This window comes from Halomonas sp. QHL1 (assembly GCF_001882345.1).
Lineage (GTDB): Bacteria > Pseudomonadota > Gammaproteobacteria > Pseudomonadales > Halomonadaceae > Vreelandella.
This window is the reverse complement of sequence record NZ_MINL01000001.1, coordinates 198,982-222,092: the sequence shown is the minus strand read 5'-3', so window position 1 is coordinate 222,092 and position 23,111 is coordinate 198,982. Positions and strand designations below refer to the sequence as shown.

The 23,111-nt window shown below is 56.7% G+C and carries 19 protein-coding genes; 7 read left to right on the top strand and 12 right to left on the bottom strand.

Annotated features, from left to right (window positions below; genetic code table 11):
• Positions 1-21: 21 nt before the first annotated feature.
• Positions 22-954: an RNase adapter RapZ gene (gene rapZ / locus QHL1GM_RS00985; protein ID WP_083570939.1), complete on the top strand. Its 933-nt coding sequence runs from the start codon at positions 22-24 to the stop codon at positions 952-954.
• 45 nt (positions 955-999) lie between these two features.
• On the top strand, positions 1,000-1,269 hold the full coding sequence (locus QHL1GM_RS00980) for an HPr family phosphocarrier protein (protein ID WP_071692808.1): 270 nt from the start codon (positions 1,000-1,002) through the stop codon (positions 1,267-1,269).
• Positions 1,270-1,285: 16 nt separating this feature from the next.
• Here the strand turns inward: QHL1GM_RS00980 and pmbA are convergent, their stop codons facing one another.
• Positions 1,286-2,626, bottom strand: coding sequence for a metalloprotease PmbA (gene pmbA, locus QHL1GM_RS00975; RefSeq protein WP_071692807.1), 1,341 nt, complete (start codon positions 2,624-2,626; stop codon positions 1,286-1,288).
• 123 nt (positions 2,627-2,749) lie between these two features.
• On the opposite strand from pmbA, the gene yjgA reads away from it, so the two are divergent.
• Positions 2,750-3,271 (top strand): ribosome biogenesis factor YjgA, encoded by a 522-nt coding sequence (yjgA, locus tag QHL1GM_RS00970; protein WP_071692806.1) that lies wholly within the window; start codon positions 2,750-2,752, stop codon positions 3,269-3,271.
• A gap of 25 nt (positions 3,272-3,296) precedes the next feature.
• On the opposite strand, the gene tldD is transcribed toward yjgA, so the two are convergent.
• The 7 genes from tldD to QHL1GM_RS00935 form a co-directional block, all read right to left on the bottom strand.
• Positions 3,297-4,748: a metalloprotease TldD gene (gene tldD, locus QHL1GM_RS00965; RefSeq protein WP_071692805.1), complete on the bottom strand. Its 1,452-nt coding sequence runs from the start codon at positions 4,746-4,748 to the stop codon at positions 3,297-3,299.
• Positions 4,745-8,599: a YhdP family protein gene (locus QHL1GM_RS00960; RefSeq protein WP_071692804.1), complete on the bottom strand. Its 3,855-nt coding sequence runs from the start codon at positions 8,597-8,599 to the stop codon at positions 4,745-4,747. The genes tldD and QHL1GM_RS00960 overlap by 4 nt, the downstream gene beginning before the upstream one ends.
• 2 nt (positions 8,600-8,601) lie before the next feature.
• Positions 8,602-10,065: a ribonuclease G gene (gene rng, locus QHL1GM_RS00955; RefSeq protein WP_071692803.1), complete on the bottom strand. Its 1,464-nt coding sequence runs from the start codon at positions 10,063-10,065 to the stop codon at positions 8,602-8,604.
• 70 nt (positions 10,066-10,135) lie between these two features.
• Entirely contained in the window at positions 10,136-10,717 is a 582-nt protein-coding gene (locus tag QHL1GM_RS00950; RefSeq protein ID WP_071692802.1) for a nucleoside triphosphate pyrophosphatase, read from the bottom strand.
• On the bottom strand, positions 10,714-11,202 hold the full coding sequence (mreD, locus tag QHL1GM_RS00945; protein ID WP_071692801.1) for a rod shape-determining protein MreD: 489 nt from the start codon (positions 11,200-11,202) through the stop codon (positions 10,714-10,716). Before mreD ends, QHL1GM_RS00950 begins: the two co-directional genes overlap by 4 nt.
• On the bottom strand, positions 11,202-12,131 hold the full coding sequence (gene mreC, locus QHL1GM_RS00940) for a rod shape-determining protein MreC (RefSeq protein WP_071692800.1): 930 nt from the start codon (positions 12,129-12,131) through the stop codon (positions 11,202-11,204). The genes mreD and mreC overlap by 1 nt, the downstream gene beginning before the upstream one ends.
• 24 nt (positions 12,132-12,155) lie before the next feature.
• Positions 12,156-13,193, bottom strand: coding sequence for a rod shape-determining protein (locus tag QHL1GM_RS00935; protein ID WP_007114671.1), 1,038 nt, complete (start codon positions 13,191-13,193; stop codon positions 12,156-12,158).
• 229 nt (positions 13,194-13,422) lie between these two features.
• On the opposite strand from QHL1GM_RS00935, the gene gatC reads away from it, so the two are divergent.
• From gatC to gatB, 3 genes are all read left to right on the top strand, one after another.
• Positions 13,423-13,710: an Asp-tRNA(Asn)/Glu-tRNA(Gln) amidotransferase subunit GatC gene (gatC, locus tag QHL1GM_RS00930; protein ID WP_071692799.1), complete on the top strand. Its 288-nt coding sequence runs from the start codon at positions 13,423-13,425 to the stop codon at positions 13,708-13,710.
• Between the two features lie 94 nt (positions 13,711-13,804).
• Entirely contained in the window at positions 13,805-15,265 is a 1,461-nt protein-coding gene (gene gatA, locus QHL1GM_RS00925; protein WP_071692798.1) for an Asp-tRNA(Asn)/Glu-tRNA(Gln) amidotransferase subunit GatA, read from the top strand.
• Positions 15,265-16,719 (top strand): Asp-tRNA(Asn)/Glu-tRNA(Gln) amidotransferase subunit GatB, encoded by a 1,455-nt coding sequence (gatB, locus tag QHL1GM_RS00920; RefSeq protein WP_071692797.1) that lies wholly within the window; start codon positions 15,265-15,267, stop codon positions 16,717-16,719. Before gatA ends, gatB begins: the two co-directional genes overlap by 1 nt.
• Before the next feature lie 170 nt (positions 16,720-16,889).
• Here the strand turns inward: gatB and sixA are convergent, their stop codons facing one another.
• The 4 genes from sixA to QHL1GM_RS00900 form a co-directional block, all read right to left on the bottom strand.
• Positions 16,890-17,369, bottom strand: a complete 480-nt coding sequence (gene sixA, locus QHL1GM_RS00915; RefSeq protein ID WP_071692796.1) for a phosphohistidine phosphatase SixA — start codon at positions 17,367-17,369, stop codon at positions 16,890-16,892.
• A complete protein-coding gene (locus tag QHL1GM_RS00910) occupies positions 17,362-18,492 on the bottom strand; it encodes an NAD(P)H-dependent glycerol-3-phosphate dehydrogenase (RefSeq protein WP_071692795.1) in 1,131 nt (376 codons plus the stop codon). Before QHL1GM_RS00910 ends, sixA begins: the two co-directional genes overlap by 8 nt.
• 103 nt (positions 18,493-18,595) lie before the next feature.
• A complete protein-coding gene (htpG, locus tag QHL1GM_RS00905) occupies positions 18,596-20,530 on the bottom strand; it encodes a molecular chaperone HtpG (protein WP_071692794.1) in 1,935 nt (644 codons plus the stop codon).
• A 151-nt stretch (positions 20,531-20,681) separates the two neighbouring features.
• A complete protein-coding gene (locus QHL1GM_RS00900; RefSeq protein ID WP_071692793.1) occupies positions 20,682-21,014 on the bottom strand; it encodes a YkvA family protein in 333 nt (110 codons plus the stop codon).
• A gap of 137 nt (positions 21,015-21,151) precedes the next feature.
• Here QHL1GM_RS00900 and QHL1GM_RS00895 point away from each other — a divergent pair, with 137 nt between their 5' ends.
• Entirely contained in the window at positions 21,152-23,101 is a 1,950-nt protein-coding gene (locus tag QHL1GM_RS00895; protein WP_071692792.1) for a transglycosylase SLT domain-containing protein, read from the top strand.
• Positions 23,102-23,111 lie beyond the last annotated feature (10 nt).

Here is a 23,111-nt window from a genome sequence, read left to right as displayed (position 1 = left end):
ACCAAAGCAAAGAGAGACTCTATGCAACTGGTGATTATTAGCGGCCGCTCCGGGTCAGGCAAATCTATCGCCCTACAGGCGCTGGAAGATCTTGGCTACTACGCGATTGATAACCTCCCCGCTATGCTACTGGGGTCGTTGGTGGACGAATTACGCGACCAGGGCGACCGGGCTCATTTGGCGGTCAGTATTGATGCCCGTAATTTACCGGGAGCACTGGAGCGCCTGCCCTCATTGTTAGAAGAGTTGCGCCAGCGTAAAATCGACTTCCAAGTCATTTATCTGACGACCGATGCACGCATACTGCTTGAGCGTTACTCCGCGACGCGGCGCCGTCATCCGCTGACCCGTGACAGTGAGATGACCTTAGAAGAAGCTATCAATAAAGAAGAGAAGACGCTGGAGGATATTCGCGACCTAGCCGACCTATTAATCGATACTTCACGGTTATCGGTACACGATTTACGCCGTCGTATTACCGACCAGGTAGCGCATCAGCAGCATGATAAACTAACGCTGACGCTTGAGTCGTTTGGTTACAAACGCGGTGTGCCCTTAGACGCTGATTTAGTCTTCGATGTGCGCTGTCTGCCGAACCCTTATTGGGATCCAACGTTGCGCCAGTTCAATGGCCGCGACGCCGAAATTGTGGCCTTTTTGAGCAGCTACCCAATCGTTGACGCCATGAGCAACGATATTCTGGCCTGGCTAGAGCGTTGGCTACCCGCTTACCAGAATAGCCAGCGAAGCTACATGACTATCGCGATTGGCTGTACCGGTGGCCAGCACCGCTCGGTCTATATGGTCGAGAAGTTAGCGGAAAAATTGGCTCCTAGCATGGGCGACGTTCAACTCCGCCATCGCGAACTGGGGCTGCACTACACCTTAAGCGAACAGTCGACCGCTCCCCTCGTCAGCACTTCTACAACTAACGAGCGGCCAGAGACCTCTTAAGCGCGTCTATCCATTAATGACACCACTCGGCGAAAAGGAACCAGGGTGCCAGAACGTAAACTAACACTTACCAATCAACGCGGACTACACGCTCGCGCAGCGACAAAACTGGTCAAATGCGGCCAACAGTTCACGGCTAAAATACGTGTTTATAAACAGCAACAGGTGGCTGATGCTGCCAACATCATGTCATTGTTGATGCTTGCCGCCCCTTGCGGTACCGAGCTAACGATCACCGCCGAAGGTGATGACGCCGAACAGGCGCTTGAAGCTATCCAAGCGCTGTTCGACGCCCGCTTTGAGGAAGATCAGTAGCCGTCGTTAGTACCTGTTAGTCACCCGCCACGGTCATGGCATCAATCAACCAACTACCCGTGTGAACACTGCCACGGGTATCGGTGTCATCGCCAATACCCACTAAGCCAGCAAACATCCGCTCCAGGTTTCCAGCAATGGTGAACTCCTCGACCGGGTACTGCACCTTCCCGTTTTCGACCCAAAAACCTGCCGCACCGCGGGAGTAGTCACCGGTCACCCCGTTCACGCCCTGCCCCATCAACTCAGTCACCCAAATACCCCGCCCCATCTCCTGTAGCAGGCTTTCGCGTGATTGCAGCGGCGCCACTAAACGCACATTCCGCGCCCCACCGGCATTGCCCGTGGTTTGCATATCGAGACGACGAGCGCTGTAAGAAGAGAGCATGTAGCTGGCAATGCTGCCCTGGTCGATAAAGCGATTGTTGCGCGTTTGTACGCCTTCGCCGTCAAACGGCGAGCTAGCCGTGGCGCCGATCTCCATCGGCCGCTCTTCGAGACTAAACCAGTCGGGAAACAGCGGCGTACCGAGCCGGTCGCACAAAAAAGAGGACTGACGGTAGAGCGCTCCACCGGCCAAACCACCGAGCAGATGGCCAATTAAGCCACTGGCCAACGACGGGTCAAACAGCACAGGAAAGGTACCCGTGGGTGGGCGTTTAGCGCCGAGCCTGCGCAGCGTACGCGCGGCGGCCTCACGGCCCACCTCTGCGGGATCGCGCAGCGCCTTGGGATCGCGAGCAGAAGTGTAATCGTAATCGCGCTGCATACCGCTCGCATCTTGAGCAATCAGCATGCACGAAAGAGAGTGACTGCTGCCCTTTTGGGTGCCTAAAAAGCCATGGCTATTGGCGTAAACGCGTACCCCTTCGCCGCTGGAGAGTGACGCGCCATCCGACTGGGAGATGCCCTCAACGTCTCGCCCCGCCTGCTCACAGGCAAGCGCCAGCTCAATCGCTTCATCCGTTGTGAGTGCCCAGGGGTAGTGCACTTTTAGATCGGGCAGTTCGGTGGCCATGAGAGATGCATCAGCCAGTCCTGCGGCTGGGTCTTCGCCGGTATAGCGGGCAATCGCCAGCGCTTTCTCAACGGCGGCCTGTATCGAGGCACTGCTGGCGTCTGTGGATGAAGCGCTGCCTTTACGCTGGCCTACGTAAAGCGTGACGGCAATGCCTTGGTCACGAGACAACTCCACCGTTTCAACTTCGCCCAGGCGTACGCTAACGCCGATGCCCTGATCGACGCTTGCGCCCACTTCAGCAGCATCAGCGCCCAAGCGTTTCGCCAGCGCTAGCGCCTCTTCGGCGCGCGCGATCAATAGCGACTGCTGCGCGGATGCATCAAATGCCTGTGCCATATGGCCTCCTTTTTCAACCGAATGTCTTTAAACCAAAGTCCTTCAAGAGAATGTCTTCGGCGAATCAATGTTGTACTCGCAGCTGGTATAATGCCGCCACGAATCTTGTCTGTGAGTCACACTATGCGTAAGCAACGTCCCGATCCCATTGAAGTAGAAGAGCAGGAAGAACGCCCTAGCAAGTCGCAACTCAAACGCGAAATGCATGCCTTACAGGCACTTGGGGAAACCTTAATTGCCATGCGACCGGCGGAACGCGCCCGTTTCCCCCTCTCTGACGATATGCTGCGCGCTATCGAGGAAACCTCGCGCATTCGCTCCCATGAAGGTCGCCGCCGCCATATGCAGTATGTCGGTAAGTTAATCCGTAAAGAGGATCTCATCGCCATTCAAGCAGTGTTCGACTCCATCGACCAAGAGCAGGAGCAGCGCGACCACGCGTTTCACCGGCTCGAAAAATGGCGGGAACGCTTAATTGACGAAGGCGACGTGGCAGTTGATCTGTTTATGGCGGAGCACCCCGATGCTGATCGCCAGACGCTGCGTCAATTGATTCGCAACGCCCAGCGGGAACGCGAGCAGGGCAAACCGCCGACCAGCTCGCGCAAGCTCTTTAAACACCTGCGCGAAACATTAGCTCTTTAAAAAACAGCTCTTTAAAGGCGGCTCATTAAGACTGCGTGCCGCCGACGGTCAGCTCATCCAATTTCAGGGTGGGCTGGCCGACACCCACAGGTACGCCCTGCCCCTCTTTACCACACACGCCAATACCGGTATCCAGCGCCATATCGTGACCAATCATGGATACCCGCTGCATCGCATCCGGACCATTACCAATCAAGGTGGCCCCTTTTACCGGCGCCGTCACCTTACCATCTTCAATTAGGTAGGCTTCGCTGGCAGAAAACACGAACTTACCCGAGGTGATATCCACCTGACCGCCGCCAAAGCTGACCGCATAGATGCCGCGCTTAACGCTTTTGATAATATCGCTTGGCTCATCTTGTCCTGCGAGCATGACGGTGTTGGTCATGCGTGGCATTGGCAAATGGGCAAAGGATTCACGTCGCGCGTTGCCTGTAGGGGCCATACCCATTAAGCGAGCATTAAGTTTGTCCTGCATATAGCCGGTCAAAATGCCGTCTTCGATAAGCGGCGTGTATTGGCCCGGCGTGCCCTCGTCATCCACGCTCATCGAGCCACGACAATCCGACAGTGTCGCATCATCGACAATCGTCACGCCTTTAGCGGCCACGCGCTCGCCCATCTTGCCCGCAAAAGCGGAACTGCCCTTACGGTTGAAATCCCCTTCCAGGCCGTGGCCGACGGCTTCATGAAGCAAAATGCCCGGCCACCCGGATGCCAGCACCACAGGCATTTGCCCAGCGGGCGCATCCACGGCTTCCAGATTGACCAGCGCCTGACGCACCGCCTCTTTGGCGTACTGCTCGGCAACTTGGTCATCGCGCAGTTTGGCCATGGAGTAACGACCGCCACCACCCGCACTGCCGCGTTCCCGACGGCCATTCCTGACCGCGATAACGCTGACGTTAAAGCGCACCAGCGGACGAATATCCGCCGCCAGGGTGCCATCGCTGGCTCGCACCAGCACCACTTCGTAGGTACCTGATAGGGAAGCACTCACTTGACTGATGCTCGGGTCTGCAGCGCGCGCAACTTTGTCAGCCTGTTTTAGCATGGCGACTTTATCTTCCGCGCTTAGCCCGGCTAAGGGGTCAATCCCCGCATAGCGCGACGTGGCGGAAACCGGACGAACCAGCTGCCCAGGCAAGCGTTGACCACTGCGCACGATACCTGCCGCCGTGCGACCGGTGTCCATTAGCGCATCGGCAGTAATTTGGTTGGAGTAGGCAAAGCCGGTTTTTTCACCGGCCAGTGAGCGCACACCGACGCCACCGTCAATATTGTAACTAGCCTCTTTCACCTCTCCATCTTCCAGCACCCAGCCCTCTTGCCAGGTACGCTGAAAATAGAGATCAGCGTAGTCAATGCCCGCGCCCATAGCGTAGCCCAGCCCCGTTTCCAAGGCGTCTAAATCGAGCCCTCCAGGGGTCAACAGGATGGCAGCAGCCGTATCTACATCACTTTTATATGCGGTCATTGGGGGCCTTCTAAAGTAACCTGCGGCGAGGTCCAAGGACCTCGCACGCGATAATGGAGTGTCGTGGCGCGATCTAAGGCGTCGCCAAACAGCTGGTCAGCAAGGAACAGCGCACCGCCCACAATGGGCGCGCCAACGGCAATCGCCGCGATGGGTAAACTTTGCGACACTGGTAGTGTGACGCCAAGCCGCTGGTCAAGTTCACGCGTCACCAGATCGACACTGCCGTTAAACGTTAGGGTGGCGGCCGGGGCGTCAATTTGCAATGGGCCGCGAAGTGTCAGCAGCCCGCCGGTAACATCGGCCGTGCCTTGAACACGATCAAATGCAGTGCCCCTCCCGGTAACATCAGAAAAATCCAAGCGCAGCCGTCGCAATATGTTATCGAAATTGAGCAAGCCAATTAAACGAGCAGGCGCCGAATCCAGAGTGACAAAGCTGCCATCACGAATATCGGTGCTGATATAGCCGTCTGAGCGGCTTAACTCCAACTGCCAGGGCGCCCCCGGCCAGTCAAGCGAGGCAACTACATCGGTACTACGGCTGCGCATAGCGACGGGTTGATCAAGGCGCTCAAGGGCGGTACCGATATCCCCGCCCTGAATCGTAATGTCCGCACGGGTATGACTGGAAACAGCATCCCCCTCCCAATACAGCTCGCCGCGTGCCGAAATCTGGCCCAGGGTTAAGCCAACGGGGGTAAGCGAAAAACGCTCGCCGTCGGTTTTCCAGTAGGCGGTCAAAGGGCCGAAGCGGCGCGACCCCATGGCAATTTCGGCTAAGCGTAGTCGTCCATTAGGTACATCGGCTAGCCAATCAGGAATGGCCACAGGCTCCTGGCGCTGGGTTTCGACCGATTCCATCCAAGAGTCTGGCATCGGCGCATCGCTGTCATGCTCGACATTGGCTAACGCCAGCAAGCGGTCTAGCGCCAGCGCTTCAATAGTCACATCTAACGGTTGCAGTGATTGGGCATCGTACGCTAACCGCCCGGTAACCAGGTTACCGCTTAGCCCTACATCAATCAGGCCAGCGTTCATGCCGCCCGACGCGTTAAGACTGCCCAAACACTCACCTTGGTAAACCACACACGGCGTGGACAATGACATTGTCAGCGGCTGCTGAGCACCACCGTCAGCTCCCGTAGGCGCTCCGCTTGTCATCAATGGTGCAATCGCCTGCTGCCATGCCAGTGGGTCAATACGCGGCACAGTAGCATCTAGACGAAAACCTGGCTGAGAGGGCCAGCCGGGCAAGCGATCTGCTTGACTACCTAAGTTGAGTGTCCCGGCAAGCGCACCGTTACGCAGCTGAAGTCGCGCTGCAGCGATATCGGCCAACTGTGTTTCGACGCGCTTTGCATCTAAATCGGCGGTCAATGTCCAGGGCCAAGCCTGCTGTGGCGATTTGGCAAAGGGCTCGGGCAGATGGCTGGTGACGCCGACTAAACGACTCTCCAAACGCAGAGTGGGCGTTGGCGTTAAAGCAACACTGCCCTGCCACTCTAACGGCCCTTCTAGCGGCATGCGCCCTTGACTGCTATCTAATCCAGCAAGTCCAAAAAGCGCCGAGGTAGCGACACTTCCCTGCAGCTGTATGTCGTCGCTTTGAGTATCAATATCCGCGTTGATAGATCCTCCAAGCAACTGACCACCGGCCTCACCGACGAGGCCCGAACTCTCACCATCTTGAAGCCAGGCTAGATCACCCTCAACCGATTGAAGACGTAGGTCGAGCGGTTGATATACCACTTCCGAGAAACGCGGCCGGGCATTAATTTCCAGTTGGAGTGCCTCGGGATTTTCTAACGGCAACGAGAGCGCAATATCGCCATCAACATCCCCCGTTACGCGCAAATCATTTAGCTGAGTAAGATCAATCTCGGGCATCGCCTGTAAAAATGACACAAGTGCTGGCCCATCCGCCTGTAACTGCCCCGAAAGGTTGAGCGTCTCATCCGCCATCACTACTTCGCCTTCGGACGCAGTGATACCATGGCTCTGTGCATTATCGATTTCAGCTTCTAACACCCTATTTTGCCACTTAAGGCGACCCTCGACGTCATCAATACGCGGCCAGCCTGGCGCGATCGGCAAATGTCCCTGGGTAACCGCCAGCGCGAGCGTTGCGGTAAAATCCTTGGCGGTCGCCCTTTCGCCTAACGGCTGACTTAGCTGCAGAGAGCCTTCGCTCACGAAGCCGCCTATATCATTGAGCAGCCACTCCTGCAGCTCATCATCCATCACACTTAGCGGCAGCCATTGAGCCAATGGACGTTCCAGAGCGTCCACGTCACTAAAATTAAGATCCAAACCAAAATGGCCACGCTGATTACCCGTTACCAAACCGAAGCCGCCCGCTATCTGCGCACCGTCCCAGTCAACGCTAAGGTTCTTACCGCTCACCATGGTGTTAGGCCCGTCATATACCCACTCTACTTCCCCTTCAGCACGGCGAAGCTGCATGGGAGCGGCAAAAAATTCGGGGAAATAGAGGGTACTATCGCCATTACTGCTAAACAGAACGCGGCCGCGAAAATCACGCGCCTGTACCCAGGCGTCCAACGGACCGCCACCTGGCGCCTGCTGCCACGGCGACACTTCCACGCCCGAGAGCGCTGCGTCCACTCCCCAGCGGCCGTCCTGCTGCCCAATATGTAAACCCTCGACTTGCCCACGGGGAGCAAGGGTTTGCAATACTCGCGTGACGGATTCGGGGAGCAATACATAGTCGCGCCAAGCGGTCAGCGAGGCGAGCTCAAAGGCACTGGTGCGAACTTCCCAAAGCCCCGGCTGATGGGTAGCGTGCCAGTAGCGAGGCAAGGCCGGACCAACGCTGCCGCCAGGGGGCTGGGCCCACTCCACGCTCTCAGCGTCGCCGCTTAGCCACGCCTCGCCCCCTTCGCCGTCGCGCTGCCACAGGCCATTGGCCTTAATGTCCCTTAACACCGCGTACTGAACCTGGTGGCGAAGCGTTAACTGTGGAACGTCGACGGCAACGCGGGCCTCTTCAAGTCGTCCGCTGGTCCAACGCCCCCATAGCCGGGCACTGCCCCCGGCCTGCTCTAAATAGGCGGCATGATCAGGCCTAAACATATCTGCCAGTACGACTAATTGATCAAGCTGAATATCCAGCTGCAGCGCTGCCGAAAAATCGCTAAACCCACGTCGGCCGGGCTGCATTTCGACCTTCATTTCAGCGGCGGGCAGGGCAATGTCGCGAGCCTGCTCTAGCGATTCCGCGATATTGATAGCGCCTTCTAACCTTGTGCGCCGCTCATCACCGGTCAGTAACAGCGTCTGGGCATGCAGCATGACAGTGTCGTGCTTGCCGTGCAGCACCACGCGGGTGTCATCCACCCACACACGTTGGCGCAAAATCAAGCCCGCCCAGCTATCAATTGTGGCCAGGTCCACATCGGGTTCTGCCGCTATCAGTAGCGGTAACTCTGCAGGCTCGGGCCACTCCAAAGACGCCCCCGAACCTTGATAGAGGTGAAACTGTATACCGCTGATGCGCGCATCGCTAAAAATCGGTGCCATATTGGCAAGCGTCGCCCAGGTATCCAAGCGCAGTCCCGCATGCTCAAGTGAAAACAGCGCTTGCCCATCAGGGGTTTCGGCGTTAACACCATCAAGGCGTAGCAACAGGTCGTTTCGAGCGAGAGAAAGTGATAGGCGTTCGATGGTTACCGGCACGCCAATACGCGCCTCAAGTAGCGCTTCGATGCGGGGGGTAAGGGCATCGGTTTGGCTGATCGCCAGACGGAGCAGCAACAACAGCACGGCCGTGCTGCCCAGAAGCCAGGCCGCTATTAGCAAACTCCAACGCACCAGCGAACGAGTCAGCATGATTACATCAGCACAATATCGTACTGCTCTTGGGAGTAGTGTTGCTCTACCTGAAAGCGAATCGTTTTATTGATAAACGTCTCCAGATCGGCCACTGCCGCTGACTCTTCATCTAATAGACGATCAACGACGGGCTGCGATGCAAGCACCATGTAGGTTTCAGCGCTATAAGCACGCTCTTCGCGCAAAATTTCCCGAAAGATCTCATAACAGATAGTTTCAGGGGTTTTAAGCGTACCGCGGCCACTGCAGGTTGGACAGGCTTCACAGAGCGTCTGCTCCAGGCTCTCCCGTGTCCGTTTACGGGTAAGCTGAACCAAGCCAAGCTCGGTGACCCCGGTACACTTGGTTTTAGCATGGTCGCGCTCTAAGGCTTTTTCCAATACCCGCAACACTTGGCGCTGATGCTCAACATCGCTCATATCGATAAAGTCGATAATGATGATGCCGCCCAGGTTGCGCAGCCGAAGCTGGCGGGCAATCGCCGTGGCCGCCTCAAGGTTGGTTTTGAAAATTGTCTCTTCAAGGTTGCGATGACCAACATAACCACCGGTATTCACATCGATGGTGGTCATCGCCTCGGTAGGGTCAATCACCAGATAGCCGCCGGACTTCAGCTGTACCTTACGCCCCAGGGCTTTCTGAATTTCATCTTCAACGCTGTAAAGATCAAAGATGGGCCGCTCGCCGGGGTAGTACTCAATCCGCTCGACTGCATCAGGCATAAACTCTTCGGCAAACTCCACCAGTTTGACGAAGTTTTCCCGCGAATCGATACGCACTTTTTCAATATCGTCGCGCATTACGTCGCGCAGAGTGCGCATAAAGAGCGGCAAATCATCATAAATCACGCTTTGTGGCGTCGCGGTGACTTTACGCTCACTCACCTTACGCCACAGCCGCAGCAAAAAGTGCATATCGCCTTTAAGCTCTTCGTCACCGACGCCTTCCGCGGCCGTACGGACAATAAAGCCGCCCGTCACTTCCAGCGTCTGCTCCGCCATACTGCTATCCAGCAAGGCTTTTAAACGCTCGCGCTCGCGCTCATCTTCAATGCGCTGCGAAACGCCGTGATGTGGCGAATCGGGCATATACACCAAGTAGCGTGAGGGAATCGACAGGTGCGTGGTTAAGCGCGCACCTTTGCTACCGATAGGGTCTTTGGTGGCCTGCACCACCAGCGCCTGGCCTTCATGAAGCAATTGGCCGATGGTCTGCTGCTCATCGAGCGGTGTGCCGGGTGGCATCACTTCGTGGGCATGAATAAACGCCGCCCGCTCTAGGCCAATATCAACAAAGGCAGCCTGCATTCCAGGCAGTACACGCACTACTTTGCCTTTGTAGATATTGCCCACGATGCCACGCCGACGGGAACGCTCGATCAGTGCCTCTTGCAAAACGCCATTTTCAACCAGCGCGACGCGGGTCTCCATTGGCGTTAAATTGATGAGAACTTCACCGCTCATGCAAAATTCCTTGTTGGTTGACGTATTCCTTGCCAGCGATACAGGCGGCGACGCCCTCTATTTAAGGGAGTTACACGCGCTGCCAGATAGGAACTCCCTGTCGGCATAGCAAGTGCGTCGTCTCAAACAGCGGTAGCCCTACCACTGCCGAGTGACTGCCTTGAATCTGTTTTACAAATATGGCGGCTAATCCCTGTATTGCGTAGCCGCCAGCTTTATCAGCGGGCTCGCCGGTACGCCAGTAGGCAGCGATTTCATCGGCGCTTATCTCTCGCATCGTCACCTGGGTGGCCACGCAGCAGGAGAGCATCCCCTCTGGCCCACTCACAGCCACGGCGGTAAGCACCTCGTGACACCGCCCCGAAAGTAGCCGCAGCATCTCGGCGGCCGCATCAAAATCCACCGGTTTACCTAGAATACGCCCATCGACCACCACAGCGGTATCTGAACCGAGGGTCGGCAAATCAGTTAGAGGGACCGCCGCCTCGGCTTTGGCAACCGCTAAGCGCTGCACATACGCTTGAGCCGTCTCACCGGCCAGCGGCGTCTCATCGATATCACAGGGGTGAACCGTGACCGGCACACCAATGGATGCCAGTAGGTCCCGACGCCGAGGGGAGGCCGATGCTAGGCACAAAACAGGCGTAGTCATGAAGCGGCCAACCGACGTTCAATTGCTTGAAACATCGTCGCTAGCCACGGCCATAGCAACCCACTGATCAGCGCGGGGATCAAAAAGGCTAAGTGAATTGAAAAATCACCGATGATAGTGCGCAGCCACTGGGCGACTAACTGCATCAAGCCTAACAGCACCAGCACCAGTGCCGACTGCTGTACCAGCGAATAGGCCCGAAAACGGGGGTAGACCAGGGCACAGAGAAACGCCAAGAGCGCATAGATTAGCGCGTGCTGACCCAGTTCAGTGCCTTCAATTAAATCCATTAGAATGCCCAGCACAAAGCCATGGAAAACGCCGACTCTGTCGGGAGTGCGCATACACCAGTAGATCAGCATCAGCCCCAACCATTCGGGACGATATACCTGCCAACCATCGGCTAGCGGCATCACTTGCAAACATAATGCTAGCAGCAGACTTAGCCAAATAACTAAAATAGGCACAACCGGTGCACGCGCCATCAGGGCACCTCTTGGTCGGGATTAGCTAGCTGAAGCGAAGAGCGTAAAGCCTCTGATGAGATATCCAGCGTCTCATCCCATGCGTGCTCATCCACCTCCGCTCGCGGAGGCGGAAAAAGCAGTAAGAAGTGGCGCGAGCGTTGCAACTGCGCCATGGGTTCGGCTGTCACACGGGCAAAAGGCTGACCAGGATCATGATAAACCTCGCTAACACGGGCTACCGGATAACCGGGAGGGAAGCGTCCAGCCAAGCCCGATGTGGTCAGTAAATCACCTTCACGGATATCTGCCGTATCTGGCACGTACATCACATTGACGCTGCTGTAACGCCCCGCCCCTTGAACAATAAAGCGTAACCCATTGCGGTTTAACTGAACCGGCAACGCATGACTAGCATCAGCTAACAGCAACACACGACTGGAGTAGGCAGAGACCGCGGTAATTTGCCCCACCAAACCCGAGGCATCAATCACCGGCTGCCCTACGTAGGCACCATTGCGATGGCCACGATTAACCACCATTTGATGGCTGAAGGGATCGTTATCCAGGGACAGTAGCTCAGCCGTGATATAGGGAATATCACGCCGCTTTGCCGCTTTGAGCAAATCTCGCAGCTCGCTGTTTTCCGCAGTCAAATTCGCCATCCGTTGCCCGCGATGGGAAAGGGTAAGAATCTGCTCGCGCAGGCGGCGGTTCTCATCTACCAACGCCTGTTGATCGGAGAGCGCCAGTGCCCCCCAATTCAATAAGTCGCTAGGCAAACTAACGACCCACTGAATCGGGGCAACGACCATCGACATTTGCGCACGCACTTGCTCCATACGTGTGAAATGATGGTCGACGAACATCAATGCACTGGCGGCCAAGACGCAAAAAAACAGCCGGTAGCCCGGCAGTGGCCCGTGCGAAAACAGCGGTTTAATAGGCAATCCCCCCGCAATTAACCGCTGCGATTAGTCGCTCGACAGCAACTCAAAGGTGTGCTGATCAATCATCTCCAGCGCTTTACCGCCGCCACGAGCAACGCAGGTCAACGGATCTTCGGCAACGATCACCGGCAGCCCGGTCTCTTCAGCAATCAGCTTATCCAGATCGCGTAACAGCGCACCACCGCCTGTTAGCACCAAGCCTCGCTCAGCGATATCAGACGCCAATTCAGGTGGTGACTGCTCAAGGGCGCTCTTAATCGCGGCTACGATAGAACCCAGCGTTTCTTGCAACGCTTCCAGGGTTTCGTGGGAATTGAGCGTAAAGCTGCGCGGGATGCCTTCAGCCAGATTACGACCGCGTACGTCAATTTCGCGCAGTTCGCCACCAGGGTAAGCGCAACCAATCTCTTCTTTGATGCGCTCGGCTGTCGCTTCGCCTATCAGGCTGCCGTAGTGACGACGCACGTAAGCGGTAATGGCTTCATCAAAACGGTCGCCACCCACCCGAATTGATTCGGAGTAGACCACGCCGTTGAGTGAGATAATCGCTATTTCAGTGGTACCACCACCGATATCCACCACCATCGACCCCTGCGCTTCATCAACCGGAAGGCCTGCGCCAATCGCCGCCGCCATGGGTTCTTCAATCAAGAACACCTCGCGGGCACCGGCACCTTCTGCTGACTCACGAATCGCCCGACGCTCCACTTGCGTTGACATGCAAGGAACGCACACCAGCACACGTGGGCTGGGGGTTAAGAAGGTGCTTTGATGAACTTTACGGATAAAGTGCTGAAGCATCTGTTCGGTGACGGTGAAGTCGGCAATAACGCCATCTTTCATCGGCCGAATCGCGGTAATATTGCCGGGCGTACGCCCCAGCATTCGCTTAGCATCTGTACCAACTGCCGCGACGCTGCGCATATTGCCAGATTGGCGGATAGCAACCACGGACGGCTCATCGAGCACGATACCGCGACCGCGAACATAAATCAGTGTGTTGGCCGTACCCAAGTCGATCGATAGATCGCTGGAAAACAGCCCCCTCAAACGTTTAAACATGGATGTTGTTACCTAGTGCAGACCGGGAACCCTGTGCGGATGCAAACGGTATCACCGCAGCCCTTTGGCAGCAAGCACGAGTCGCGCCTAACACTGCCCGTTAAGGTCAAGATGTGGTACCTTTTGCGGCTATTTTCCACGTCTGCAACACAAGACGTTTTTTTGATATCGGTATGTATACCGCTTAAAGCGGATTATGTTCCACCACGTTTACGAGGAAATATCGATCATGGCGCTTGAAGAATCTCATGTGCGCCGGGCCGCTCACTTGGCCCGACTCGCCGTCAGCGATGACCAAGCCAGCGGCTTTGTAGACGACCTAAGCCGGATTCTGGACATGGTCGATCAGCTACAAGGCCTCGACACCGAAGGCGTTACGCCGCTCGCTCATCCGCTAGATGCGACCCAGCGACTGCGCGCCGATGAAGTGACGGAAACCAACCAGCGCGACACCTTTCAGCGCTGTGCTCCGGCAGTGGAAAATGGCCTGTATCTCGTGCCCCGCGTCGTTGAATAACGCAGGCTAAGCAGGATGAGTAACGGCGCACGAACATTTACTCGGGCCACCACTATTGCCTCTTTTTTTCTCCCCTGAACGGAGCTTCTGGGTCATGTACGAGAAAACCTTAACGCAACTCGCCGCCGCGCTAAAAAGCGGTGAGTTTTCAAGCCGCGAGCTGACCGCTCACTATCTGCAGCGCATTGAAAAGGCTGACGGCAAGCTGAACAGTTTTATCAGCGTGACCGCAGAGCAGGCGCTGAAACAGGCGGAAGTAGCTGACAAAGCGCGGGCGGCGGGCACTGCCGGGCCTCTTGCGGGCATTCCCCTGGCCCTGAAAGATATTTTTTGCACCCAAGGCGTGAAAACCAGCTGCGGCTCAAAAATGCTGGATAACTTTATCGCCCCCTACAGCGCCACCGTGGTGGAAAAACTCAATGCTGCGGGCACTATCAGTTTGGGTAAAACTAATATGGATGAGTTCGCCATGGGCTCCTCCAACGAAAACAGCTACTACGGCCCAGTCAAAAACCCCTGGGACCTGACGGCGGTGCCCGGCGGCAGCTCGGGCGGCAGCGCGGCAGCGGTCGCGGCGGGTTTGGTGCCCGCGGCCATGGGTACCGATACCGGCGGCTCGATTCGTCAGCCCGCGGCGTTTTGTGGCATTACCGGCTTAAAGCCCACCTACGGCCGCGTGTCGCGCTTTGGCATTATTGCCTACGCCTCAAGCCTTGATCAGGCTGGCCCCATGGCGCGCAGCGCCGAGGACTGCGCCCACCTGCTAGGGGTGATTGCTGGCCATGACGGCCGCGACTCCACCAGCGTTTCCCGCGGCGTACCCGACTATGTGGAAAGCCTTAACGCCCCTCTCTCAGGTCTCAAAATTGGCCTGCCCAAAGAGTATTTTGGCGATGGCTTAGACCCCGAGGTCGAAAAAGCCGTCCGTGAAGCGGTAAAAGTTTACGAATCCCTAGGCGCCACGGTGCGCGAGGTCAGCCTGCCGCATACCCACTATGCGATTCCGGCCTACTACGTGATTGCCCCCGCGGAAGCCTCCTCCAACCTGTCCCGCTATGACGGTGTGCGTTTTGGTCATCGCTGCGACAATCCCAGCGACTTGATTGACCTGTATACCCGCTCCCGCGCAGAGGGCTTTGGCGAAGAAGTGAAACGACGCATCCTAATCGGCACTCACACGCTCTCTGAAGGCTTCTTTGACGCCTACTACACCAAAGCCCAACAGGTACGTCGTTTGATCCGTCAGGACTTCCTGGACGCCTTTGAAGACGTCGATGTACTGATGGGCCCCGCCTCGCCGACCCCGGCGTTTGACCTGGGTGCCAAAAAAGACCCGGTGTCGATGTACCTGCAGGATATCTACACTATCGCGGTGAATCTGGCGGGTATTCCCGGCATCAGCGTGCCGGCGGGTTTTGCCGGTGGCCGCCCCGTCGGTCTTCAGATTCTGGGCACCCACTTTGCCGAAGCGCAGCTGCTTAACGTCGCTCACCAGTTTCAGCAAGCGACCGACTGGCACTTACAACGTCCTGCCTTTGCCGAGGAGTACGCCTAATGCAATGGGAAACCGTGATTGGGCTTGAAGTCCACGTTCAGCTCGCAACACGCTCAAAAATCTTCTCAGGTGCTTCAACGGCGTTTGGCGCAGAGCCAAACACCCAGGCCTGTGCGGTGGATTTAGGTCTACCCGGCGTGTTGCCGGTGCTCAATGAGCAGGCCGTGGCGATGGCCGTTCAGTTTGGCCTGGCGGTGCATGCGGATATTGCTGAAGTATCCATCTTTGATCGCAAAAACTACTTCTATCCTGATCTGCCCAAGGGCTATCAAACCAGCCAGATGTACCACCCGATTGTGGGCCCTGGCGACGTTGAGATTACGCTGGAAGATGGCAGCACCAAGCGTATCCGCATTCACCATGCCCACCTCGAAGAGGATGCCGGTAAGTCACTGCATGAAGATTTTCACGGCATGACCGGTATCGACCTAAACCGTGCTGGCACACCGCTGCTGGAGATCGTCTCCGAGCCAGATATGCGCAACGCCAAGGAAGCCGCGGCGTATCTCAAGGCGATTCACTCGATCGTTACCTATTTGGGCATTTCCGACGGCAATATGGCTGAAGGTTCCATGCGTTGCGACGTTAACGTCTCGGTACGCCCCAAAGGTCAGGAAGCCTTTGGCACCCGTGCAGAGATTAAAAACGTTAACTCCTTCCGTTTTGTCGAGCGCGCGATTGCCTTAGAGGTTGAGCGGCAGATTGAGCTGATCGAAGATGGCGGCACGGTGGTTCAGGAGACCCGCCTGTTTGACCCTGATCGTGATGAAACCCGCAGCATGCGCACCAAGGAGGAGGCCAACGACTATCGCTACTTCCCCTGCCCTGACCTACTGCCGGTGGTGCTTGACCAGGCCTACCTGGATCACCTGCGTGGCCAGTTGCCCGAGCTGCCTGCGGATAAGCGCGAGCGCTTCCAGAACGAGCTTGGGCTGTCTGCTTACGACGCCAACGTCATCTCCGCCAGTCGCGATATGGCTGAATTCTTTGAAGCGGTGCATAACGAGTGCGGCGATGCCAAGCAGGCGGCCAACTGGGTTCAGGGTGAGCTTTCTGGGGCGCTTAACCGCGAAAACCTAAGCATTGCCAATAGCCCGATTTCGGCGCGTCATCTAGGCGAGCTGATCAGCCGCGTACTGGATGACACCATTAACGGCAAAGCCGCTAAAGAGGTTTTCCAGGTGTTGTGGAATGGTCAGGGTGAGTCCGCCGACGAGGTGATAGACGCAAAAGGCCTTAAGCAGGTGACCGATACTGGCGCTATCGAGGCAATGATCGATCAAGTGATCGCCGATAGCCCCGCCCAGGTCGCCCAATACCGCGACTCGGAGCCGGAAAAACGCGGCAAGATGATTGGCTACTTTGTCGGCCAGGTAATGAAGGCGTCGCGTGGCACCGCCAACCCACAGCAGGTGAACGGCTTGTTAAAAGAGAAGCTCGACGCGCTGCTGTAACAGCATTTTGGACGATCCGAACAACTCTTGGCGGGGGCGCTGTAAACCCTTCCCTGGGCGCTACTTTCGCCATCCCTGGCGAAAGACCCCCGCCACGAGCTGATTCGGATCTGAAAGCTTGCAAATACTAGCGGCTGCATTGGCAGCCGCTTTTTTGGCATTTAAGGCTCTTAAAGTTGGCTGGGCTGGGTGAATCGCTTCAACTGCGCACAGCCTGCTGCCCACACCTCGGACTCAAGCTCGGCGATAGCGGCGGTAGGAAAGCCAATACCCTGGGCAAGGTTCCCCTCTACTAACAACCCCGCCAGATCGCCTACCAGCGGCATATGACTGACCAGCATAATCGGCGCACCTTCAGGCTGTTCAAGCAACCAATCGCTTACCGCATGGGGCGAGTCATCCGGGGTTATAAAATCCAGCGTTTCAAGCGACGTTCCCAGCGCATCGCATAGCGCTTGCGCGGTTTGCTGCGCGCGTGCATAGGGGCTGGTATAAATTCTCGGCATAAACAGCTCGCCCGCAGCCACACGCTTAGCCAGCCAATGCGCCATTTTTTCGGCCTCCACCTCACCGTGGGGCGTTAGTCGGCGCGCCTGGTCGGGATAGCCCGGAGCGGCCTCACCGTGGCGCATAATCAGCACATCAGGCATTCCTGCCTCCATTGTCCTTAGAAGCTTGGTTGTGAGGAGCTTGGCTGTGAGGAGCTTGGTCTCGATGGGCCTGCTGCACGGCTTCACGGGGCAGGATAAACTCCACATCGCTACTCTGCTCACCCATCATGAGGGTACGCGCCATCTCCTGGGCGGGCACGCCGTCAAACAACACGTGATTAAGACCTTCCGCCAGTGGCATATAAACGCCCATCTCGCTCGCTTTAGCGCATACCAGCTTAACGGTATTTACCCCTTCAGCCACCTGACCAAGGGCGTCTACCGCCTCTTCCAGCGTGCGCCCTTCGCCCATAGCGTAGCCGACCCGGTAATTGCGCGACAGGTTAGATGAGCAGGTGACGATCAAATCCCCCACTCCCGCCAGCCCTAAAAAGGTCATCGGGTTAGCCCCCTGGGCGACGGCAAAGCGGCTCATTTCAGCCAAGGCGCGGGTCATCAGCATGCTGCGGGTGTTTTCACCCATGCCCAGCGCCGCCGCCATACCGGCGGCAATCGCGTAGATATTTTTAAGCGCCCCGCCCAGTTCAACACCATGGCGGTCGTCGCTAGCGTAGACACGAAAGTAACGGCAGCCCAATACTTGCTGTACGCGGGTGCGGGTAAGCGGGTCAGCGCTGGCAATCACGGTTGCGGTTAACTGCTTATCGGCAATTTCAGAGGCCAGATTGGGGCCCGCAATCACGCCAATGTGACTAAAGCCCGTTTCCTGCTCAAGCACTTGGCTCATCAGTAAAAAGCCTTCCTGCTCGATCCCTTTGGTGGTACTGACCAGTATCTGCTCGGGTCTCAACCACGCTTTCGCCGCCTGCACTACGCTGCGAAAGGCCTTTGAGGGAATCGCAATCAGCACTAGCTCCGCATCCGACAGCACGGCTTGAAGGTCGGTTGAGGCTTCCACTGCCGGATTCATTGCATAGTGGGGCAGATAACGCCCGTTGCGATGCTCTTGATTGATTTGCGTGACCAGCGTTTCGTCACGCATCCACTGGCGAACGCGGGCGCCATTATCGGCGGCAATGCTCGCTAGCGCCGTACCAAAACTACCGCCCCCCAGTACCGCTACGTTGGTTGGTACTGCGTCGTTGGTTTGCTGCTCAGCCATGTTGATGTCCTAGTCAGTCCTGCAGAACGTATATCCCTACTTTACCAAAACAGACGGCCCGCTGGGGTAACCAAGCGGGCCGTCATTTACGTTGTGTGTCCTGTTAAGCAGTCAGCACACTATTCAAACGCTTCACGTAAGCAGCCGGATCATCCAAGTGGCCACCTTCTGCGATGATAGCCTGATCCAGCAGGATATAAGCTAGCTGGGTAAAGAGATCGCCTTCAGCGCCTTCCAAGCGTGCTACTAGCGCATGGCTGGGGTTAAGCTCAAGAATCGGCTTCACCTCGGGCAGCGGCTGACCGGCGGCCTCCATAATGCGGCGCATCTGGTAGCCCATCTCATGCTCAGGAAGCACGACGCAGGCCGGCGAATCGGTGAGGCGGTGAGTCACTTTTACCTCTTGAACCCCATCGCCCAGCGCCTCTTTAACGCGCTTCACCAGATCCTCTTTGGCCTTAGCGGTCTCTTCCTGGGCTTTCTTCTCTGCTTCGTCTTCCACATCGCCAAGGTCAAGCTCACCCTTGGCCACATCGGCAAAGGTTTTACCATCGAACTCTGTCAGGTGGCTCATCAGCCAGTCGTCAATACGGTCAGAGAGCAGCAGTACTTCGATGCCTTTTTTGCGGAAGATCTCCAGATGCGGGCTATTTTTCGCCGCATTGAAGCTATCAGCCACCACGTAGTAAATCTTCTGCTGCCCCTCTTTCATACGCTCTACGTAGTCCGCAAGCGCGTGCTCTTGGGTAGCGGTATCGGTGTGGGTTGAGGCAAAGCGCAGCAAGCCAGCGATTTTTTCGCGGTTAGACGGATCTTCACCCGGCCCCTCTTTCAATACGCTGCCGAAGGTATTCCAGAAAGTTTGATACTGCTCTTTATCCTTGGCGAGCTTTTTCAGCATGTCCAAGCCGCGCTTGGTAAGCGCTGCTTTGATCTTATCGACGTTGGGATCTTGCTGGAGCAGTTCGCGGGATACGTTCAGCGACAGTTCGCGGGTATCCAGCACGCCTTTAATAAAGCGCAGATAGAGCGGTAGGAACTGTTCAGCGTCGTCCATAATAAAGACGCGCTGGACATAGAGCTTAACGCCCCGGGCGCCGTCGCGGTCAAACATATCAAACGGTGCGCGGCCCGGCACGTAGAGCAGGCTGGTGTACTCAAGTTTGCCTTCGACCTTGTTGTGACTCCAGGTCAGCGGGTCAGAGAAATCGTGGGCAACGTGCTTGTAGAACGCCTTGTACTCGTCGTCAGAAACTTCGCTCTTGGGGCGCGACCACAGCGCTGTCGCCTCGTTAACGGTTTCCCAGGTAGTTACTTCACTACCTTCGATGCTGTTGCCCTCATCATCCTTGGCCGTTTCGGTTTTCGGCATGCGCACGGGCACTTCGATATGATCCGAGTACTTGCGCACCAAGCTCTGCAAACGATAGTCGTCGGCAAACTCTTTAGCGTCTTCTTTCAGGTGCAGAGTGATTTCCGTACCGTGCTGGGCACGCTCGATATCGGCAACGGTAAATTCGCCTTCGCCTTTTGAGCGCCACTCTACGCCTTCGGAAGCTTGCGTGCCCGCTTTGCGGGTGCGCACCGAAATTTCATTAGCAACGATAAAACCCGAGTAGAAACCAACGCCGAACTGACCGATCAGCTTGGCGTCTTTCTGCTGCTCACCGGATAGCTGCTTAAGAAACTCGGCGGTGCCAGAGCGGGCGATGGTGCCCAAGTTGGCGATCACGTCTTCGCGGTTCATACCAACACCGTTATCACGCAGAGTGATGGTGTTGGCATCGCGGTCGTGTTCGATTTCGATGCGTAGCTCGCTGTCGCCTTCATAAAGGGCATCGTTATCGAGAGCCGCGTAGCGCAGCTTATCGCAGGCGTCGGCGGAGTTTGAGATAAGCTCGCGTAAGAAGATCTCCCGGTTGGAGTACAGGGAGTGAATCATCAAATTAAGCAGTTGCTTAACTTCCGTCTGGAAGCCGAGCGTTTCTTCGTGGTTAGCCGATTTATCAGTTGCTTGTTCGTGGGTAGCTGTAGTCATGCGCTTAGCCCTTATCAATCACGTTGAGTCACATCCCTCTGTGTTTACATTCAGCGGGATAAAATGGTTTCGTGGAGTAGATATGGGGATAGGCAGCGATTTTTCAAGCAGCCTTGATTAAGAAGCCACCGGGGTTAACAAGCAGCTGGGGTCAAGAAGGCGTCATATCGGGATCGGCATACTTCCATGCCCGATAACCTTCCAGGCGCTGATCAATACGATTGAGCAGCCATCCGACAATCAGCACGTCGTCGACCACGCCGATGAGCATAAGAAAATCGGGAATTAGATCGAACGGCATTACCAAGTAACCCAGCGCTAATGCCATCATGCCAAAAGCCGACCAGGGAATTGGTCGAAAGTCGCCGCGGATCACATCACGCGTCATGGGGATAAATAGCTTTAAAGCGCGCACAATACGTTTTGTCGCCCAAACGCGGGATTTGAGTCGACGCAGCAACCACCAAGTGGATAATGGAGCCATTAAAATTAAATCCTTTGAGTATCTGGGCTGTCAGATCATGATTGCGACTATTCGTTCAGTATAGCGGGTACACCGCAAACTAAATGGGCTGACTTGAACCCAGACTAAGTGACATCGATTTATAGAGAGAGAGCACCATGTTGGTTTCGCCATTTCGCCATACCGCCCGCGTGTTGTGTACAGCACTACTGGCGGGATTACCTGCGCTTTCGTGGGCCGCATCCGATAGTGAGTTACGCGATGCGCTCGCTGCCGCAAGGGAGCAGCAGTGGTCGCAGGTTGATGAACGCTCAATTGAAAACCACCCGCTGCGCGGCTACGTGGAGTACCACCGCATAAGGGGGCAATTGCCTAACGTTTCACCTACCAGGGTGCATCAATTTATCGATCAGCACGCAGACTCCCCCCTAGCAGGGTGGCTGCGTGGTCAAGCGATTGCAAAGTATGGTCATGCAGGGCGCTATAGTGACCTGCTCGCGGTGGCCGATGGCGAGCCAGCAGGCACCGCTCGCCAGTGCTACTACTACACGGCGCTGCTGGATGAGCAGCCTCAGCAGGCGAGCCATGCGGGGTTAGCTTTGTGGCGGGTAGGCAGCTCGCAGCCCAACGCTTGCGACCCACTATTTGAGCGCCTGCGTGCCAACGGCACTATCGATGCCACGGCTATATGGGAGCGCAAGATGCTCGCGTGGCAGGCGGGCGAAACAGGCCTTTCAAACTACCTTGACGGGTTGTTAAGCGGCCAGTGGCAAACCGCACTAGACACTGTAGATAGTGTCACAGCGCGTAGCAGCGCCATTACCCAGGCACCCTCCTGCCTAGGCCCAGAGTGTGCCGCCACGGCTAGCTTTTACCGAGCGGCCATGCAGCGTTTTACACGTGAAGACACCCCCGCTGCGTTTGCTGCTTGGCAGACATTATCACCACGCTTGACCCTGCTGCCCAGTGACCGCGCATCCATTGAAGAAGAGTTAGCTTTTTACGCCCTGGTGCGCGATGTACCGGGCACCCTAAGCTGGGTTGACAGCGTGCTACCGAGTCTTGACAGCGAGCGCGTGTTAGAGCTGCGTGTCCGCAATGCGCTGGCTAGCCGTGATTGGAACAGAGTGCTCTACTGGATTGCGGAAATGCCCGCTATTCAGCAGGAGAATAGCCGTTGGCAGTATTGGCTGGGCCGCGCCAATGGGCAGCTTGGCAATCAGGCGGCCGCCGAAGCCCGCTACCAGCAGGCTGCGCAGGACCGCAGTTTTTACGGCTTTGCGGCAGCAGAAAAGCTCGGCCAACCCTACCAGTTGAATCTTGAGCGCAATCATTTTGACGATGTGACCCGCCAACGTATTGCCCAACTCCCTGCCGTGCAGCGTACCGAGGCCTTGCTACGCATTGGCGAGGATGGGCTGGCCAACAGCGAGTGGCTGCACGCGGTGCAGAGCGGCTCTTCCCAGCAGGCGCGAGCGTTAGCCGACTATGCCGCTCAGCAGCAGTGGCACGCGCGCTTAGTGCAAACGACCATTGCCGCCGAGATGTGGGATGCGTTGGATTGGCGCTTCCCCCAGGCCTATCACGACAGCTTTCAGCACTGGGGCCGTCTCACTGGCGTAGACCCGTACCTGCTGATGGCCATTACCCGGCGTGAAAGCGCATACAACCCTAACGCTCTTTCACCCGCAGGGGCGCGTGGATTGATGCAGCTCATGCCCGGCACCGCCAGCCAAGTCAGCCGCGAACTGGGCATGAGTGATCCTGGCCCTTACGGAGTCCTCGACCCAGAGCTTAATATTCGCCTGGGCAGCACCTACCTGCGCGACAAGCTGCAACGCTACCAGGGCAATCGACTGGCCGCCGCTGCGGCTTATAATGCGGGCCCAGGCCGCGTAGATCAGTGGCTGGGCGATGGCGTAGAGGCCTTTGATCTCTTTGTGGAGAGCATCCCTTTCCGTGAAACCCGCGACTACGTGCAGGCGGTGCTTAGCTATCGGGTGATTTTTGAGAGTCTCGCCAACGGCGGCAATAGCGAAGGTGTTTCGCTGCTGAGCGATAACGAACAGCAGGTGCGCTACGACCGAGCCCTGCTCGCCCGCCGCTAAGCCCCTCTTA